The following is a 19,525-nucleotide window of genomic DNA, read 5'->3' on the forward strand; positions in this document are numbered from 1 at the left end:
CAGTCACTAATTTACCTACTTGATCATAAAATAATTAGGACATTGGAAATACGCGATATTTTCAAAAGGAGCTTTTAAAAGCATGAAAAAAGCGCTTATCACTGGTATAACTGGTCAGGACGGCTCTTATTTAGCAGAGTTTTTGCTAAATAAGGGCTATGAAGTGCACGGAGTCGTTAGGCGATCAACTATGGAAACACTTACTAAAATGAGTAATTTAAAAAATGTTTTAGATAATATACACTTGCATACCTGCTCATTGGATAACCATTTAGCCGTTTATAAACTTATTTCACTAGTTCAGCCAGATGAATGCTATCATTTAGCCGCCTCTAGTTTTGTAAGTTATTCCTTTGAAGATGAAGTAAGTACTATTTTTTCAAATTTTATTTCTACTCATTATATTTTATCGAGTATTAAAGAGCTTGTTCCAAAGTGTAGAGTATACTTTGCAGGATCAAGTGAGATGTTTGGCTATGCCGATCATTCACCTCAAAATGAGCATACGAAATTTAATCCCCGCTCAATTTATGGAATATCAAAGCTATCAAGTTATTATATTGTGAAAAATTATCGTGAATATCATCACCTATATGCCTGCACGGGATTTACTTATAATCATGAATCGCCGCGCCGTAGCCATGCTTTTGTCACGCGAAAAATTACATCAGGTGTTGCTAAAATAGCTCTTGGATTGGCAACAAAAATTGAATTAGGTAATATTGATGCGATCAGAGATTGGGGGTATGCTCTCGAATATGTTACAGCAATGTGGCTCATGCTAAATAATCCACAAGGCCCTACTGATTATATAATCGCAACTGGCATACCACATACCGTAAGAGATTTATTAGAGGTAGCCTTTGGAGTGGTTAATCTTGATTATCAAGACTACGTAGTTGTAAGCAATGAGTTCTTTAGACCCGCCGAACAAATTCCATTATTAGGTGATTCCTTTAAGATTTACCAAGATCTTAAATGGCGTCCTACATGCCCTTTTAAAGATATTATTAAAGAAATGGTGGTTAATGATATAAATTTGTTAAAAACCTTTTAGTTGTCACACAATTTTGTAACCTACACTACTACACCTACTGCCTGAATTTGGTACTGGTCGCCTATTAAAATTCACCCGGAGAAGTTCTACGGTTGAATTGGTATCTACAAGACGATTTAACATTTTTACTTTTTTGCGAATATACTACAACTATGACGCCCATTATTTATAAAAGCTCAGTAATTGCGGTCATTAGAGCGGGAAAGGAGCGTATTATGAGTGTAAACATCCGCGTTGCCATCCCTATAATCGGCGGAGACTCTTGGTATGCGGGAGTTTCTCTCGTTGAATCAATTGTTAAAGCTGCTGCTTATCTGCCAGAAGATGAGCGTCCACAATTATTTCTTGTGGTAACAAACGATACTCTGCCCAGTTTCAGTTTGCACCAACCCTTTATCTCATATTTTGATGCTGTCATTTTCGTTGGTAACAACATAATAAATGCCCAAGCAACAATTAAGACGCCCTTTATTCACTATATATCCATGGATGAATTATTCGAAAAAATCGACTTATTATTCCCTGTTAACACAAAAGTTTACCCTGGCCACTGTGCAGCATCATGGATACCAGACTTTCAGCATCGTTATTTACCATTTCTTTTTTCTCAAAAGGAGTGTGATTCGCGAGATAAAACATTTGGAGAAATTGCTGCACAAGCACAGCTCATCATGCTTACCAGCCGAGCTGTAGAAAAAGATTTTCACGAATTTTACCCTTCCTCTGCAGCAGTCACCAAAGTTTTAGTAATCCCCACCTTACCCAATGAGGAATGGTATACTGCTGATTCTGTTGAAGTACAAAAAAGGTATGAATTACCTGACCGCTTTATCTTATGCTGTAACCAGTTTTGGACCCACAAAAATCATATCGCTTTATTTAAAGCCATCGCACTGATAAGAAGCCAAGGACAAGACGTACATCTTGTTTGCACAGGGTTTAATCTTGATTATCGCGATCCCGATTATTTCTCCAAATTACAACAAATGATAGTCGAACTTGGCATCACTGACCTAGTCCATATTCTTGGCCTAATTCCTCGTCGTGACCAAATACAGCTTATCAGGCGTAGTATGTTTGTCGTGCAACCTTCCCTTTTCGAGGGTTTAAGCATGATTGTTCAAGAATGCCAAGTGTTGGGTAAAACAATTATTGTTTCAGACTTAGATGTTCATCTTGAACATGAGTACGGAATCTATTTTCAACGTACTAATTTTCAAGATTTAGCAAAAAAAATTTCCGAGCTGCTACCAACATCGCAACCCGGCCCTGACTTGCCCCGTGAAATTCAAGCTAAAATTGAAAATACTACCAAAATGAACTCTTTCTCTCAGGAACTCTATACATTTATTAAACAGTCACAAATTATTTTTAATAAAATACCCCAACCAACAAATTCCGAAACAGCTACTCCCCTTCCTAATATCCCTACGATAACAATTGCCACTTCCTTGACAATAAGTAAAAATTTAGATATCCAAAAACAAGCGATTAGTAGCTGGGTACATCTAGGTTTCAAGGTTGTTTCAATAAATGCCTCTGATGAACTTGTTGTATTACAACCACATTTCCCAAATGTCGAATTTGTTGCCGCTCAGCGGGATGCTAGAGCTAATTATGGCAAACCTTATATTTATTTTGATGATATTTTATCATATTTAGCCAAACAGGACTGTAGAATATGCGGAATAGTCAATTCAGACATTCACTTCTTAAGAGAAAATCTTCCGGCATTAATTTACCAGAATGCGCTAGATTCTTTGGTTTTTGGCTCAAGAATTGATATCGTATCACTTGACGCCCCTGCTGAGGGCCAAATATTTGACGGTTTTGATTATTTTTTCTTTGATAACAACGTTCTACCCCGTTTTTTGCCCGAAGATTTCTGTATTGGATTACCTTGGTGGGATTATTGGCTGCCACTAAACTTCTTATCTAACAAACGTACTATAAAAAAAATAATTACCCCTGTCGCCTATCATATCATACACCCCTGTGCTTATAATTTAGATTCATGGAGAGTCCTTGGACTTAACTTGGCAAAATTTTATGGTGAACCAGCCAACGTATCAAGCAATATATTGGCTGATTTACAGCATTCTATTTTTAGTGTTATACAAACTTCTGCCATCCCTATCTCGCTAACGTAAATAATCTTGGAAGTGATAAAAATGGAAAAGTACTCTATCTGGGAAACACCTCGAAATATCCAAAATATAAATGACTGTTACTTTTATCATACCATCAACTTACCATATTATGGAGTAATGAATGGTTCATGGGACTTACGAGCTAACATTGATAATTATTTAGGCAATGTCAACTTTAATGGCAAACGCGTATTAGATGTAGGCACTGCCAGCGGATTTTTATGCTTTGAGATGGAAAAAAGAGGTGCAGAAGTTGTAGCCTTTGATTTATCATTAGATCAAGCATGGGATCATGTGCCTTTTTGCACCAAGGCTGGCGTATATACACAAGAGGTCCAAGATTTTATAGCACAACGTATACCACACATTCAGCAACTGCATAATAGTTTTTGGTTTTGTCATCGTGTGTTAAACTCCAAAGCCAATGTCTGCTACGGCAATGCTTATGAAATACCTCGGGAAATCGGTGATGTGGACATTTCCCTTTTAGGTTGCATTTTATTGCATATGCGCAACCCTTTGGCTGCTATTGAAAGCGCCGCCAAACTTACAAGAAAAACAATAATTATCACTGAACCGGCTTTTTTAGATATTGACTACAACTTACCGGCCATGACTTTACATCCTAATTTAGACAATCCAAATTGTTTAGAATCGTGGTGGCAATTGACCCCCAGGCTTGTTGGAAATTTTTTGCAGATTTTAGGGTTTACAGAAATATCAGTTACCAACCATATCCAAATAGGTACTAATCAGCAGCCTTATCGCCTGTTTACAGTTGTAGGCAACAGAGTCGGTTGACTGAATAAGAAAAGACAAAGGCTTGTGCTAACCGGCAGAAGCCTTTGTCTTTTATGTCGATAAAAAGAGTTTATATACATACTATCAGACTAATAAATCCCTGAACCCAGATAAAGATCGGATTTCGGGGACTTTATGCTGTTCAGCTCAAAAGAATAGCCTGATCTTTCCACTTCAAAAGTCCGACTATTAAATTTGACTACTACAGGCCCACCCACCGGCAAGCAGCATAATCAAAAACTACCGGAACATTACTTGCGTATACTATTTCTCCTGCAAAGTACTTCATAAACGGCTTAGCCACTCCTTGAAAATGAAGTGCTTTCAATCGAATCAATTTATTTAATTCTATGTGCTTACCAAATATCCCCTCATTGGTAAGATATATTTTTTTCCGTCCAAACCAAGTTTCAAATCCTTGAGAACAGTTAATATTAAAATCAAACACAGATTCATTTGCTATATTTGATAAATCAAATATTTTATCTGGATACTGTTGGTAATAAAATAAAAAAAGAGTCATATCACTAATACCATTTAAAATACGTTCTTGATATATGGCTTCAAGCTCTATACTAGATTTATTAACATAAAAATCTTCTATATAACTACAAAAATCACATAGCGTATTAAAATTATTTATAAAAATTGAGCTTCCAGTACCTGCAGTAAAAACCAAATCAAAACTGCTAAAATTTGCTTCGTTTATATCTGTATACAATAATACATCTGAGTCCTGATAGTAACATGTATTTAAGCCATATTTAATCATAAAATCTCGTAGTATAAACCACCTTTGAAAACAAATTAATTCAAAGTCATATGCGTTGGGACTCATATGTTTATATAGTTTTGCAAATTCTGCTGCCGATTTTGAATTGTCATTGACATTTATATGAGTTATAAAGGGATAGCAATTATTACTATCATCGCCAATTAATATCACATCACTATTTTTATTAGCTATTTTAGCTTGCAATAAGCTATATCTTAAATATTCACTGTTACCATAATGTATGAAAATTACAGGATTTGTCATAATCATCCTCTCTTTCTTAGTTAAAATAAGCCTTAAAACCTTGGCTATAGGCAATCCTTTATCTGCTTAATCGTTTTGTTAAATAACATTATTAACGGTCTATCCTATACTATGCTGACTACTAGCTAGCTGATACTCCAAAAACATCAAAGTAAATAAAACAAGCCTCAAAATCAGATTTTACGCTGATTTTGAGGCTTATCTTTACTCCCTTATCTGTCCATTGCCTGAAATAATATATTTGATACTCGTTAATTCTGCCAATCCCATAGGACCGCGAGCATGTAGTTTTTGGGTACTGATACCAATTTCAGCGCCAAAGCCGAATTCAAACCCATCTGTAAAACGAGTAGAAGCATTCACATAGACAGCAGCTGCATCTACTTCATGGTGAAAACGTATGGCATTCTCGTTATTTTGCGTAACAATAGCCTCTGAATGACGAGTACTATATTGATCAATATGTTCCAACGCCTCATCAAGATCAGCAACTACTTTTACGGATAAGATGAAGTCTGAGTACTCCGTAGCCCAATCGTCATCACTAGCTGGCTTTACGCACTTGTGATAGTTTCTTGTTACAGAACATCCTCTAAGCTCTACACCAGCCTGCTGATATTTCATAAGCATCTCTGGCAAAAACTTGCCTGCCACTTCCTTATGCACTAGCAAGGTTTCCATGGAATTACATACACCTGGTCTGGATACCTTAGCATTAAAGGCAATGGACTGTGCCATATTAAGATCCGCCGATTCATCCACAAAAGTATGGCATATTCCTGTACCTGTTTCAATAACAGGTACCGTACTATTTTCTACCACTGTTTTTATCAACCCAGCCCCACCACGAGGAATAATGACATCCAAATACTGATTAAGCTTCAACATAGCATTAACAGCCTGGCGATCTGTAGTTTCAATCAATTGAAACGCACCCACAGGAATCCCAGCATTATACGCCGCTTGGGAAATGACTTTGGTAATGGCAGTATTCGAATGAATCGCCTCAGACCCCCCTCGTAGAATTACAGCATTTCCAGTCTTTAAACAAAGTCCTGCTGCATCAACTGTCACATTAGGACGTGCCTCATAGATAATACCAATTACACCAAGAGGAACTCGTACCTTAGTAATTTCTAGACCATTAGGCCTGCAATTTGTACTAAGAACTTCACCGATCGGATCCGGTAATTCTGCAATTTGCCTTAAGCCATCTGCCATACTTTGAATTCTACTTTGGGTTAGTAATAAACGATCTAGTAAGGATTCAGACAAGCCCTTTTCTTTACCATTCTCTATATCTATCACATTAGCAGCTAAAATAGCTTCCCATTCTCTCTCTAGAGCATCTGCCATACTAACAAGGGCCTGATTTTTAACCGTAGTGGATAGGGTAGCAAGTTTTCTCGCTGCCTGTTTGGCACTCTTACCTTTAACCTCTAGTTCTGATAGATGTCCCATATAAACCTCTCCTCTTTATACTAACAATACCATGTTATCTCTATGGATCACTTCATCATATGGTTTTGATCCTAATATAGAAACAATCTCATTCGTATGAGCTCCCATAATTTTTCTGGTATCGATACCATTATAATTGGCAATGCCTCTAGCGATTTCCCGCCCTTCCATAGTGACTACACTAATGGTATTTCCATGTTCAAAATCTCCCCTGACTAAAGTAACGCCAGCGGCTAATAAGCTAGATCCTCCTGATAGTAGTGCCTGTTCACAGCCTTTATCTACCGTTAGTACTCCTTGGGTACGAGCGCCAAAGGCTAACCACTTTTTACGTATTTGTAATCGATTTTCTTTTGATAGAAAAATGGTCCCCACACTTTTCCCACTTAACACTTCGCGTAAAATACCATCTTGTAAACCGGAGGCAATGACCATCGTTACACCTGAATTAACAGCAATTTTCCCGGCTTGTATCTTCGTATACATACCACCTGTACCCCTTACTGTACCAGCACCACCAGCCAAGGCTTCAATCTCTGGTGTAATATCTGTTACTTCCCCAATTAACTGTGCATCAGGGTTATTTTGTGGATTATCTGTGTATACTCCTTCAATATCTGATAAGATAATTAATACGTCCGCATCAACAATACTAGCTACCATGGCGGATAAGGTATCATTGTCACCAATCTTTAATTCATCAATCGCAACAGCATCATTTTCATTGATTACCGGGATGACACCCATTTTAAGTAAGGTTAATAAGGTATTCCGAGAATTGGTATAACGAGTTCGCTTTACTGAATCTTCACGAGTTAACAGTACTTGGGCTACCACTTGCCCGTATTCACCAAATAGCTTTTCATAAGTATGCATCAACCTGCCCTGGCCAACAGCTGCTGCAGCTTGTTTTTCTGGTATGGTTTTAGGTCGTTCTTTTAGTCCCAAAACGTCCATGCCAGCTCCCACTGCCCCGGAGGTAACCAAAATGATTTCTTTGCCTTGGTTGGCCAAATCAGCTAATTCTCGTACCAGTTTTTCAATACGCCACAAATTTAATTTACCAGTGCTATGTGTTAACGTACTGGTTCCTACTTTTACAACTACTCGTTTGGCTTTAGCCAAATTTTCTCTGGTAAACATTCCGCTCCCACCTATATTAAAAATTTGACACTAAGCACGAAGGGACACAAAGGGAGTTATCATCCTTTTGTGTCCCTTTTATCTCATAGTTAAGGTAATTCGATTTTATTACTTTTTTGTGGATTGCGATTGCGCTTATATAAAAGTCCATTACGTCCAATAACTTGTACTAATTCAGCACCAATTCCTTGTGCCAATTCCGCAATGATATCTTTCGGTTCTTCACTACAATTCTGCAATACACGTACTTTTATTAATTCCCTCGCAATTACCGCATCTTTTGCACTATCCAGCAGGGTTGCTGATATTCCTGTCTTGCCAATTTGTACAACAGGATCCATAGTGCTTCCCAGCGAACGCAAATAGCGTTTTTGTTTTCCTGTTAATTCTGTAATTTCTTCCACTTATATTTCCCCTTATGTTCTAAATTCAAATTCCATTTCGCCAATACGTACCGTATCGCCTTCATTAACACCTTTTTCTTTTAATGCCGCCTCAATACCTATGCGCTTAAATAGTTGCTGAAAACGACGTACGCCTTCATCATTATCAAAATTAGTCATTGCGACTAATCTTTCAATTCCTCTACCACGAATTAAAAATGCACCGTCTTCATCACGGCCTATAGTAAAGTCTTCTTGTGGTTTCGCTTCATAAACAATTGTTTCCGTGGTTTCTTCTGGTATTTCTACGTGTTCTAATAACAGCTTCGCTGTCCGTTGCATGAGTTCTGGTAATCCTTCACCTGTAGCCGCGGAAACTGGGTAAATTTCATGACCGAGATTTTTCATGTATTCGGCCACCCTTGGGTAATTCTCCTGGGCTTCCGCTAAATCCATTTTATTGGCAACAATTAGCTGGGGGCGAGTTGATAAACGCTCATTATATAATTTCAGTTCATTATTTATCTTGTTGTAATCTTCTATGGGATCACGGCCTTCTATACCAGATACATCTAGTACATGAAGAATCACTTTCGTACGCTCAATATGACGCAGGAAATCATGTCCCAAGCCAATTCCTTCATTGGCGCCCTCAATTAATCCTGGAATATCAGCCATTACAAAACTATGTCCTTCATCAAGACTGACTACACCAAGCACGGGAGTCAATGTTGTAAAGTGATATGCTGCTACTTCTGGCCTTGCTGCAGATACAACGGAAATAATACTAGACTTTCCTACACTAGGATACCCTACTAAACCAACATCCGCTAATAGTTTAAGTTCCAATTGCAGTATCCGCCCTGCACCAGGTGCACCATTTTCAGAAAAAGTTGGTGCCCGGTTAACACTGTTTACAAATCTAGCATTACCTCGACCACCACGACCACCCTTAACAATGATTGCTTGTTGACCTACTTTCGTCAAATCGGCTACCACTTCTCCTGTTTCAGCATCCTTGACTAAAGTACCTGGTGGCACTTTGATATAGGTAGGTTCCGCATGCTGTCCATGCATATTTTTTGTTTGTCCATTTACCCCATTATCGGCAACGAATTTACGTTTATAACGAAAATCGATCAATGTATTGGTATTGGCATCCACGATTAATATGATATCGCCTCCACGGCCCCCGTCACCACCACTGGGTCCACCTTTGGGAACAAACTTTTCTCGACGCCAGCTAGACATACCATTACCGCCATTACCAGATATCACTTCAATTTTTGCTCTATCAATAAACATCTTTTCAAACCCCTTTAGGTATATACCTATCTATAATTCATTACTATCAGTAATATATGTCATTATGTAACAATTTACACGCCAACTATGTTCTTTTCCATAAAGATTTAGAAGCATTAATAAGATTCACTTATTAAAAACCTCTATAGAATGATCAATAGTTTATCAGCGCTTTAGTAGACCTTGTCCACTTCAAAACAGTTATGTACGGTTAGCCTATCCCTTATGCAGGCAACCACATTGCTCTTCATAAGCCTTTATCGCATCAGATACGAGCCCAGGATCTTTCGCTAACTCTTCAATATAAAGAAGTGCCTTTTCCCCGCGCCCCATCTGTAACATGGCATGAATTACTTGCAAATGGTTGACAAAATCATGCCGTTGTTTTTTTAATAAGGTAACAATTTCTTCACACACTTCATGCTTCTCCATTTTTATCATCCCTTCTACCATAAGGCCAAACCGAATATGATCCCTATAATTATACAACAATTCTGTGTGCTTTTATATGTTTTTTTATCGAATACTGTTTAAAACAACTGCTTTGAAGTAGACAATTCTAAAAAAATAATACCTGCGGCTGATTAAGCCGCAGGTGTATATTAGATAGCTTCTTCCGTTGCATATACGCTTACTTGGCGGTCATTACGGCCTTTACGTTCAAAAGCCACACGTCCAGCAATTTTCGCATATAAGGTATCATCCTTACCAATGCCAACATTTTGACCGGTGTGGAAATGAGTACCTCTCTGACGAACCAAAATGCTGCCAGCAGTTACTACTTCACCTGCGTGACGCTTAACGCCAAGGCGTTTAGACTCACTGTCACGACCGTTACGAGTACTACCTACACCTTTTTTATGAGCAAATAGCTGTAAATTAAAATTAAACATCTGTACTTCACCTCCTGTGTTCAGAAATACGAACACTTTGCGGATTTATTTTTGCAATTTCGGTTAACCCGATTAGCATAGTTTCCAACACAGCATCCGTTAATGGATCCGGATTATCTAATAAACACATCTTTAAATTACCACTGGCAATATCAAGATGTATCTTGGTTCCTAGGTGACGATCCAATCCCAGCACAGCTGTTTGAGTCAATGCAGATATACCCGCACATACTATATCTTGTCCGTGAGGACCTGTATTAGCATGTCCAGTAACGCTAAACTCAACCATACTCTGTTCTGAGTTTCGAACAATCTTTATCTTGATCATCTTATGCTTCGATCTTCTCGATCATAACCTTAGTGAACGGTTGACGATGACCTTGACGTCTACGGTAGTTAGATTTTGCTTTGTATTTGAAAACAAAAATCTTCTTGCCTTTACCTTGAGAAACTACTTTACCAGTTACTTTTGCACCAGCTACTAGAGGTTTACCAATTTCTACATTACCTTCTGTTACTAAAGTAAGTACACGGTCAAACTCTACTGCTTCGCCATCAGCAGCTTCAACTTTTTCAATGAAAACAACATCACCTTCAGAAACGCGATATTGTTTACCACCAGTTTCAATAATTGCGTACATTATTATATTACACCTCCCTCGTTCTAATACTCGCCGAGTACGGTATCGCTATAAGCGAATTTTGGGACCTCTTCGTGCGGTTTGGGACGTAAGCACAGTGGCCTACATTGAATGATAATAGCATATGAAGACAGCTTTGTCAATTACTTTTCAAGGTTACTCACCTTCGTGTAGTAAAGAAAACATTTCTGGATGCATCTCTGCCAAAGATTCAATTCTGAGGGAACAGGCCAATTCTTGTTCCATACGAGGTAGCTCTCCTTGGCTCTTAATGATCTCAGCGACAAGGGGGTGCACTTGGATGACAATACGTCCTTGACGTCTAGACTGACTCATAACATGACGCATCTTACGCCATATATTAATCACTACAGTCTCTGGGGACTGCACTCTACCACGTCCCTCACAACAAGGGCATTCGCTATAAAGTACACCTTCTACATTTTGCCGTGCCTTTTTCCTTGTGATCTCGACTAATCCCAATCCAGTAAAACCTAGCACATTCGTTTTCGTACGGTCACGTTTAAATTTTTCTTCTAATGCTGCTACAACTGCTTGTTTTTGTTCTTCCTTATCCATATCAATAAAATCGACAATAATAATGCCACCAATGTCTCTAAGGCGAATTTGCCGAACAATTTCGCTGGCTGCTTCTAAATTGGTCTGAAAGACGGTATCCGATAAATTGATAGATCCGACAAATTTACCTGTGTTTACATCAATTACAGTTAATGCTTCTGTTTTATCAATTACTATGTATCCGCCGCATTTAAGCCAAACAGAGCGTTGCCCAAGTTTATTTAATTCCTCATCAAGACCATAATGAGTGAAAATATCTTCTTTTCCCTGGTATAACCGGACCCTGCTTACTAGTTCTGGTGATGCATACTTTAGCAAATCACAGACCCGCCCATAGGCTTCTTGATGATCTAATACGAATTCTTCCACATCATCGGATAAATAGTCCCGTACAATACGGATCACCAAATCAACATCACGATATAATAAAATAGGCGCAGTAGCTCGTTTTCCTCTGGCAATCAATGCTTTCCACAAATTATAAAGATACTCAATATCTTTCTGCAAATCTTCTTCGCTTTTACCTTCAGACATGGTACGGACAATAACTCCCATACCTTCCGGCCGCACTTTCTCTACGATCTGCTTTAGCCGCACCCGCTCTTCTTCATTGGCAATTCGCCTGGAAGTAGCAATATAATCCACCGTCGGCATTAATACTACATAGCGTCCTGGCAGAGTCAAATGAGTTGTAGCCCGTGGTCCCTTTGTGCCAATTGCGTCTTTCACAATTTGAATCATAACATCTTTACCTACTGTTAAAGCACTATCAGCAATGGCCTGGGCAGCAACTTGAGGCAACGTATCGCCAATATACAAAAAAGCATTTTTTTCTCTACCAATGTCAATAAAGGCAGCTTGCATACCCGGCAATACATTTTTCGTTTTGCCCTTATAAATATTGCCAACATTATGACCACTACGAGTTCGTTCTATCGAAACTTCAATAAACTCTTCATTTTCGAAAACAGCCATTCGCGTTTCTTCTGGTGTAATATTTACGATAATTTTTTTCGCCATTTACTTTCCTCCTTTCTTTCAATTTTAAAATCTAACTCCTACCGAATTTTGCCCCAAGCGCAACGCACCTTTAGCATTCAATCGGAGATACTGTTCTTTTCTCATCACAAATATAAAGTCCAGTGCGATGAATTAATAGATTATCAATATCTACAGGTAAGTCGAACATATCTACTAATGCTGCTACGACTTCACCAGGTTTAATGCTGCCAGTAGGTGTAATTTTTATATCAATCATCAGACGTATCGCTTTTTCTAGGATTATGACTTTAACGGCTTGCGCCATATACTGTTTGACTTCAATCTCCTTTCTTCCTTTAGGAGACTCGCGGGTATAAGGAACTGTTTCTGCTTCATTAAACCAGCGGATGCTATCTTCAATAACCCCAATATCCTCCGCCAAGAGAGGCATCGTCACTTCATAAGTTGCTAAATTAACGATTGCCATTAAGGCGGGAACATTGCCGTGCATATATCTGGCACCCTTTATTTTAATCCCGGATGGAAGGGACTGGGTTAAGCGAATTACCGCTTGACTCAATTCTACTTCTTCTTTAAATTCAACATCAATATATTCGGCTTGGCTTGTTACCCCTACCGCTAAGGCGGAGGCAAAGGATATTTTCATATGAGGATTAAAGCCTTCTGAATAAGCTGCCGGTAATTTAGCTCTTATAATAGCTCGCTCCATCGCACTAGCGTAATCAAGATGGGAAATATAACGAATTTCTTCCCCTTTTGTAATCTCTAAACGTAATTTTGCCATTATGCTTTATTCCCCCAATCTAAAACCTCAACACCGAGTCCCGGACAAACACCGCAAGCACTACACTTTTCTCTCCTACAATCACAAGTCAATTCTTCTTGTACCGCTTGCTGATACTCCCGCTGTAAAAAGTCTTTGGTGGCCCCTGAAGATAAATGATCCCATGGCATAACTTCCTCAAAGCTTCTTTCCCTTGTGGCATAGAAATAAGGATCCAGGTCAGAAGCTTTAAAAGCATCGATCCACACATCGTATTTAAAGTATTCAGACCAGCCATCAAATCTAGCGCCATTTTGCCATGCCTTAAGTAATACTTGTCCTAGTCTTCTATCACCACGAGCAAAAGCCCCCTCTAAAAAGCTGGTACGGGCATCGTGCCAATTAAAGGTGATATTTCTATCACGAAGTTTCGCCTTTAACAGTTGTTGTTTGCGTTCAAATTCAGACGCTAGATTCTGAGGAAACCATTGGAACGGAGTATGAGGTTTCGGAACAAAACATGAAACACTCACCGTTACCTTAGCACCCCTGCGTCCTGTAATTTTTTTATACAAATCAAGTACTTTATAAGCCAAATCGGCAATTTCAAGCACGTCTTCATCAGTTTCTGTAGGTAACCCCATCATAAAATATAGTTTTACAGTAGACCAGCCAGCTTGAAAAGCAGCACTCACAGCATCCTCTAAGTTTTGCTCTGTTACACCTTTATTAATTACATCACGCATACGCTGAGACCCAGCCTCAGGAGCAAAGGTTAAACCACTTTTACGTACCTGCTGCACCTTTTGTGCTAACTCAATAGAAAAACTATCAATTCTAAGGGATGGCAATGAAACGCTCACACCCTGCTCTTTTAAATCGTCAACAAGAGACTGCACTAGATCTGGCAAACAGGAATAATCTGCAGAACTAAGAGAGGTCAGGGATATTTCATTATACCCTGTGCTATCTACCATTTCTTTTGCCATTTTCAAAAGAACTTCAGGGCGGCGTTCTCGTACTGGGCGATACAAAACGCCGGCTTGGCAAAAACGACAGCCCCGTGTACAACCACGAAACAACTCTAGCATAATACGATCATGAACAATATCCAAAAAAGGTACAATTGGTCTAGTAGCATACTCTACAGTGTTCAAGTCTTTTACTACTCTCTTCGTGACAACTGCCGGTGCATCAGAACAGTTAGGAACTATCTCAGCTACCGTACCGTCATTATGATAAGTGACATCATATAAGGAGGGAACATAGATGCCTTCAATTTTGGCTAATCTTTTTAATATCCCTAACCTGCCATCTACTTTTCCTGACTGTTTCCAAGCTGAAACTGCTTCAACTAGGTCTTCCATAACTTCTTCGCCTTCCCCTAATATTAGACAATCAAAGAAATCAGCAACGGGTTCTGCGTTAAAGGTACAAGGTCCGCCTCCCACGATAATGGGCATCCTCTCATTACGCTCTACTGTAAATAAAGGAATCCCTGCTAGATCTAGCATATTAAGTACATTGCTATAACTCATTTCATATTGTAAAGAAAAACCTACCACATCAAACTCACTGACTGGTTTTAAACTTTCTAATGTATAGAGTGGAATATTCCGGGCTCTCATTTCCGACTCCATATCTACCCAAGGTGCATATACCCGTTCCGCTGCTGTATCTGTACGATTATTTAATATCTGATACAATATTTTAAGCCCCAAATTAGACATACCTACTTCATATACATCTGGCAAAGACAAGGCCACTGTTACATTTACCTTATCATGATCTTTTTTTATACTATTCCACTCATTCCCAGTATACCGAGCGGGTTTAATTACCCGATTTAACATGGCAGGATCTAAAGTTATCATAAATACTACTAACCTCCAAAATTTTGCTACGAAAAATTATTATATAGTAAACCTATAAAGAAGCATTCCCTTTTTATTAGGTTTTATATATTATATACTGCCCAAAAATATCCAACATTTAGTCAGATATCCTACCTTACGTTCTACATAATAAAAAAAAATCCTGCCAAAAACGGTATATTTGCCAATAATGTTCTATTATCATTTATTTACGATGGGCTTTTTACGGAGATATAAGTTCCCTAATCGTTGCATTAAGTCCTTTCTTAGGTAATTCTTCCCACATCTCAGTTTCCGTTATGCTCCCGCAAACCTTACAATCTGCATTTAAAACAAGCATAATATAATATTGATCAGGTCTAAACAAACGAACAATATCCTTTAATACGACACCCTCCACCACGGTAATATGGGTAATTGGCATAACACCTCGCGCTCTTAGCAAGGCTTTTTTTTGCGCCATAACACGTAAGTTACGGAAACCAGCTACTTTTACTTCACTTTTCGCCGTTGTATATAAAAATATAGCTGCTACTAGAAAAGTTATGTTAATTGTACCTCCCACAAAATACTGATACGCCACAGTGCCAACCAAAGAAATACTGCCCCATTGACTAATACCAGCTGCAATGGCAGTAGCCTTACAATAGTCTATTTTCAAGGCCAGCCAAGCTCTAAAAATACGTCCGCCATCAAGGGGCAAACCTGGTATCATATTAAAAATTACCAGCATTAGATTGGTCTTATAATAAAACTCCCCCATCTCACTCCAATTATTCAAGTAGAACATACCGCTATAAATAAGAGCCGCCAAAACCGAACTTGCGATGGGTCCGGCGGCGGCTATTATTATTTCACTCCTTGAACTAGCGATCCCTAGCCCCTCAATCCTTGCCACGCCTCCAAAGGGGAGCAGTTCAACCTCATGGACCTTAAACCCCAAAGCCAGAGCAGTTCCCGCATGTGCTAACTCATGCCACAATACTGCGCTAAATACCAAGCAAACTTTCACCAACATCCCCGCGAGGGCAAACAATAGAATCATTGCAATAAACCAATAATTCAATTTCAGTTCAATACCCGCAATAGTAGCAACCCGCAAACAATTCACTTCTCCTCTCCAACAGGAAAATCACCTTTTAATCTAGTTGCAGGATCAATCGGTTTGCCTTTTTCTCTTACTTCAAAGTAAAGGACTGGAGTATTTATCATACCACTCTTGCCTACCTTAGCTACGACTTGCCCTTGGCTGATTAGGTCTCCTTGATGTACTAACACTTCCCCTAAATGTCCATAAAGTGTCTCAATATCTTGGCTGTGTTCAATAATTAATACTTTTCCCAACTGAGCACTGTCTGTAATTATTTTAACCTTACCAGGCGCGACAGCCCTCACATTGGTTCCAATTGCTGCTTCAATATCAATTCCTTCGTGCATCATTTCTTGTTTCAGTACTGGGTGAACTCCCCAGCCAAAAGGAGCTATTATTTTCCCGCTGACAGGCTTATTCATATACAATAAAGGATCCGCAGGTTTCGACACCGTTGTCTGCACTTTTTTTAGCACTGATAAATCAATGCTTGGCGGAACACGGCTAATGATTTGTTCTAGTACATAGTTAATATCTGTCTGTGTTGATAAAGTATAATGAACCCCATCATCTACCATTTTTCCAAGGGTAGTTTCTGATATATGAGCACAGTAAACAACAGTAAACAAAACACCTGCCACTACTGTCTTTTTTAACCAACTATAATCAGATGGCTCATCTTGATACTGCCATGAATAATCATACCCTCTATTCTCTTCTGCTCTATTTTTTTTCCACCTACTCCACAGCCTCGCCATATAGACACCCCCCGCACAGCACATACTACTACAAATATATATGAGCAGTGAAAGGTAATATATGCTTAGAATATAAGAAAAGACTTGGCTTGTGCCAAATCCTCGGACGCAGGCAGAAGCCTTAGTCGTTCTTACTTGGAATCAAGAAAGTGTTATACTTTCTGATTCCGTAAAAGAGATGCGCCAAGTGGCGCATCTCTTTATCGCTAGGCTTTTAAAACATAATTTTCTGCCTACGCATATATATATTTAGTAGTATCCCAATACTAACCATATTGGTCGTAAGAGCACTAACTCCATAACTCATGAGAGGTAAAGGGATACCTGTTACTGGCATAATGCCAGCAGTCATGCCTACATTAACTAATACATGAAAGGTCAGCATAGAAGTAATACCAGTAGCTAGCAAGGTTCCAAAATTATCTTTCGCTGCTCCAGCAATTTTTACACCGCGATATAGTAAAATAAAATACAATAATAAGATAAGGATTGCTCCGATGAAGCCAAGTTCTTCCCCAATTACCGCAAAAATAAAATCCGTATGATTTTCCGGCAAAAAATTCAGTTGACTTTGCGTGCCGCCAAACAAGCCCTTACCAAATAACATCCCTGATCCAATGGCTATTTTCGATTGTATGATATGGTAACCAGAACCTAAAGGATCCACATTGGGATCGAGAAAAACAGATAGTCGCATTTTTTGATAGTCCTTTAAAAAATGCCAAAAAATAGGCATAAAAGCGGCGCCTGCCCCAAAAATTATCATTAAATGCTTATTTTTAATACCTGCAATAAAAAGCATACCAAATAAAATTGCTAAGAATACCAGAGAAGTTCCAAGGTCAGGTTGCTTCAATACCAATAAGAATGGAATTCCAACATACAAAAAGATCGGAATTAAATCTTTAAATGAATTTAGCTTTCCCGCCTTTTTATCAAGCAAATCCGCCAGGGCAATAATCATAATCAATTTAGAAAATTCGGAAGGCTGCAGACTAATCGGACCAATTTGTATCCAACGCTGGGCACCCAAAGCCGATTGACCGATAAACATAACCGCTAATAACATGATTAAATTGATAAAATATAACCCATTCGCAAATTTCGATAAGATTTTATAATCAAAATTAAGTATAACAAAAATGATTATAATATTAAACACTGCAAATAGACCTTGACGTTCCACATACCAGTATCGTTCTTCGCCAGGAGTATTTATGTGAGTTGCACTTCCGATAATTACTAAACTTATTAAGATAAGTAGAGTTACCGTAGCAATTGTAATAAAATCTAAATTCCGTAATAACCTGCGATTTAACATTCCTTACACTTACCTTCCATAGCAAAAGTCATTCCTATATTATAATATCATTTCCCAATTCCGTCCACTTAAAAAGGCACAGTATGTAATACCGTGCCTTGGTAATTTTTGCCCAATGAATAGTCTTACAAAAATTACAATTTTGATCAATTAGAACTCTACCTACTCTTTAACCTTTTGGGGTTCCGCCTCTTTTCATACTCGTCACAGGAATATTAGCGACTAGGGTTACGGATGAATCCGTATGAGTAAGGCTAACCTCCATACACTTTTCATTAATATCCATATAGTTAGATATAGCTCTAAACATATCATCTTTTAATGTTTCCATTAATTGTGGCGAAACATTTACACGATCATGTACCAATACTAATCGTAGACGTTCCTTGGCAACATCTTTCGAGCAAGAAGACTCTTTGCCAAAAAGTCTTTGAATTAAATCAAGCATTTTCATCCCCCCTAAAAATTAAACATTTTTTTTAGTTTAACAAAAAATCCATCGTTTTCTTCAATGGACATTAAAGGCACATTTTCACCTGTTAAACGCCTTACAATATTTTTATATGCTGTACTTGCTTGGGATACAGGATTAGCAACTGCTGGTTCCCCTCGATTTGTAGAAACAACAATATAATCGTCTTCTGGTATAATTCCGAGTAAATCGATAGCCAAAATTTCGATAATATCATCAATACTCATCATATCGCCTTTTTTAACCATCTTGGGACGAATCCGATTTACAATCAATTTCGGATTATGTTTCCCCTCTGATTCTAGTAGCCCAATAATACGGTCGGCATCACGCACTGCTGAAACCTCCGGGGTAGTAACAATGATCGCCCGATCAGCACCAGCAATTGCATTTTTAAAGCCTTGTTCAATACCCGCGGGACAATCAATGATAACAAAATCGAAATCTTCTTTTAGTTCATCACACAATTTTTTCATTTGTTCTGGAGTTACTGCATTTTTATCCCGGGTTTGAGCAGCAGGCAAAAGGTATAAAGATTCATACCGTTTATCACGAATTAATGCCTGCTTTAATCGACAATTCCCGTCTGTCACATCAATTAAATCATATACAATTCGATTTTCCAGGCCCATAACTACATCTAAATTACGTAATCCAATATCTGTATCCACCAATACTACTTTCTTACCTAACAGCGCAAAACCTGTACCTATATTGGCAGTTGTAGTCGTTTTTCCAACTCCACCCTTACCAGACGTTATAACAATAACTTCCCCCATGTACATCCTCCTAT

20 protein-coding genes are annotated in these 19,525 nt (G+C 38.5%); 3 read left to right on the forward strand and 17 right to left on the reverse strand.

The window, feature by feature from the left end; all coding sequences use genetic code 11:
• The first annotated feature begins 82 nt into the window (after positions 1-82).
• The 3 genes from UFO1_RS14535 to UFO1_RS14545 all read left to right on the forward strand — a co-directional run bounded on the left by UFO1_RS14535 (position 83) and on the right by UFO1_RS14545 (position 4,008).
• Positions 83-1,057, forward strand: a complete 975-nt coding sequence (locus UFO1_RS14535; protein WP_038671923.1) for a GDP-mannose 4,6-dehydratase — start codon at positions 83-85, stop codon at positions 1,055-1,057.
• A 215-nt stretch (positions 1,058-1,272) separates the two neighbouring features.
• Positions 1,273-3,207 carry a glycosyltransferase gene (locus tag UFO1_RS14540; RefSeq protein ID WP_038671924.1) on the forward strand — a complete coding sequence of 645 codons (1,935 nt, stop codon included), beginning with the start codon at positions 1,273-1,275 and terminating at the stop codon, positions 3,205-3,207.
• Positions 3,208-3,228: 21 nt separating this feature from the next.
• Positions 3,229-4,008 carry a bifunctional 2-polyprenyl-6-hydroxyphenol methylase/3-demethylubiquinol 3-O-methyltransferase UbiG gene (locus UFO1_RS14545; RefSeq protein WP_038671927.1) on the forward strand — a complete coding sequence of 260 codons (780 nt, stop codon included), beginning with the start codon at positions 3,229-3,231 and terminating at the stop codon, positions 4,006-4,008.
• 202 nt (positions 4,009-4,210) lie between these two features.
• On the opposite strand, the gene UFO1_RS14550 is transcribed toward UFO1_RS14545, so the two are convergent.
• The 17 genes from UFO1_RS14550 to minD form a co-directional block, all read right to left on the reverse strand.
• Positions 4,211-5,047: a hypothetical protein gene (locus UFO1_RS14550; protein WP_038671929.1), complete on the reverse strand. Its 837-nt coding sequence runs from the start codon at positions 5,045-5,047 to the stop codon at positions 4,211-4,213.
• Between the two features lie 204 nt (positions 5,048-5,251).
• Positions 5,252-6,508 carry a glutamate-5-semialdehyde dehydrogenase gene (locus UFO1_RS14555; RefSeq protein WP_038671931.1) on the reverse strand — a complete coding sequence of 419 codons (1,257 nt, stop codon included), beginning with the start codon at positions 6,506-6,508 and terminating at the stop codon, positions 5,252-5,254.
• 15 nt (positions 6,509-6,523) lie between these two features.
• The gene (gene proB / locus UFO1_RS14560) at positions 6,524-7,651 is read right to left on the reverse strand and encodes a glutamate 5-kinase (protein ID WP_038671933.1); all 1,128 of its coding nucleotides are present in this window, start codon (positions 7,649-7,651) and stop codon (positions 6,524-6,526) included.
• Between the two features lie 89 nt (positions 7,652-7,740).
• Entirely contained in the window at positions 7,741-8,055 is a 315-nt protein-coding gene (yhbY, locus tag UFO1_RS14565; protein ID WP_038671935.1) for a ribosome assembly RNA-binding protein YhbY, read from the reverse strand.
• Between the two features lie 12 nt (positions 8,056-8,067).
• The gene (obgE, locus tag UFO1_RS14570; protein WP_038671938.1) at positions 8,068-9,339 is read right to left on the reverse strand and encodes a GTPase ObgE; all 1,272 of its coding nucleotides are present in this window, start codon (positions 9,337-9,339) and stop codon (positions 8,068-8,070) included.
• A 216-nt stretch (positions 9,340-9,555) separates the two neighbouring features.
• Positions 9,556-9,771, reverse strand: a complete 216-nt coding sequence (locus UFO1_RS14575) for a Spo0B domain-containing protein (protein ID WP_038671939.1) — start codon at positions 9,769-9,771, stop codon at positions 9,556-9,558.
• Positions 9,772-9,941: 170 nt separating this feature from the next.
• Positions 9,942-10,232, reverse strand: coding sequence for a 50S ribosomal protein L27 (gene rpmA, locus UFO1_RS14580; RefSeq protein WP_038671941.1), 291 nt, complete (start codon positions 10,230-10,232; stop codon positions 9,942-9,944).
• Positions 10,233-10,239: 7 nt separating this feature from the next.
• Complete coding sequence (locus UFO1_RS14585; protein WP_038671943.1) at positions 10,240-10,560, reverse strand: ribosomal-processing cysteine protease Prp; 321 nt, start codon at positions 10,558-10,560, stop codon at positions 10,240-10,242.
• A 1-nt stretch (position 10,561) separates the two neighbouring features.
• A complete protein-coding gene (gene rplU / locus UFO1_RS14590; RefSeq protein WP_038671945.1) occupies positions 10,562-10,873 on the reverse strand; it encodes a 50S ribosomal protein L21 in 312 nt (103 codons plus the stop codon).
• A gap of 156 nt (positions 10,874-11,029) precedes the next feature.
• Entirely contained in the window at positions 11,030-12,472 is a 1,443-nt protein-coding gene (locus UFO1_RS14595; RefSeq protein WP_038671947.1) for an Rne/Rng family ribonuclease, read from the reverse strand.
• Between the two features lie 70 nt (positions 12,473-12,542).
• On the reverse strand, positions 12,543-13,238 hold the full coding sequence (locus UFO1_RS14600; RefSeq protein WP_038671949.1) for a TIGR03936 family radical SAM-associated protein: 696 nt from the start codon (positions 13,236-13,238) through the stop codon (positions 12,543-12,545).
• Positions 13,238-15,091 carry a TIGR03960 family B12-binding radical SAM protein gene (locus tag UFO1_RS14605; protein ID WP_038671951.1) on the reverse strand — a complete coding sequence of 618 codons (1,854 nt, stop codon included), beginning with the start codon at positions 15,089-15,091 and terminating at the stop codon, positions 13,238-13,240. The genes UFO1_RS14600 and UFO1_RS14605 overlap by 1 nt, the downstream gene beginning before the upstream one ends.
• A gap of 223 nt (positions 15,092-15,314) precedes the next feature.
• Positions 15,315-16,202 carry a M50 family metallopeptidase gene (locus UFO1_RS14610; RefSeq protein ID WP_236639208.1) on the reverse strand — a complete coding sequence of 296 codons (888 nt, stop codon included), beginning with the start codon at positions 16,200-16,202 and terminating at the stop codon, positions 15,315-15,317.
• Entirely contained in the window at positions 16,199-16,939 is a 741-nt protein-coding gene (locus tag UFO1_RS14615) for a M23 family metallopeptidase (protein ID WP_038671953.1), read from the reverse strand. The genes UFO1_RS14610 and UFO1_RS14615 overlap by 4 nt, the downstream gene beginning before the upstream one ends.
• 214 nt (positions 16,940-17,153) lie before the next feature.
• Positions 17,154-18,260, reverse strand: a complete 1,107-nt coding sequence (rodA, locus tag UFO1_RS14620) for a rod shape-determining protein RodA (RefSeq protein WP_038671955.1) — start codon at positions 18,258-18,260, stop codon at positions 17,154-17,156.
• A gap of 169 nt (positions 18,261-18,429) precedes the next feature.
• Positions 18,430-18,708 (reverse strand): cell division topological specificity factor MinE, encoded by a 279-nt coding sequence (gene minE / locus UFO1_RS14625; RefSeq protein ID WP_038671957.1) that lies wholly within the window; start codon positions 18,706-18,708, stop codon positions 18,430-18,432.
• 11 nt (positions 18,709-18,719) lie between these two features.
• Positions 18,720-19,511 (reverse strand): septum site-determining protein MinD, encoded by a 792-nt coding sequence (minD, locus tag UFO1_RS14630; protein ID WP_038671959.1) that lies wholly within the window; start codon positions 19,509-19,511, stop codon positions 18,720-18,722.
• Positions 19,512-19,525: the final 14 nt, after the last annotated feature.

Origin of the sequence: Pelosinus sp. UFO1 (genome assembly GCF_000725345.1) — a bacterium.
Lineage (GTDB): Bacteria > Bacillota > Negativicutes > DSM-13327 > DSM-13327 > Pelosinus.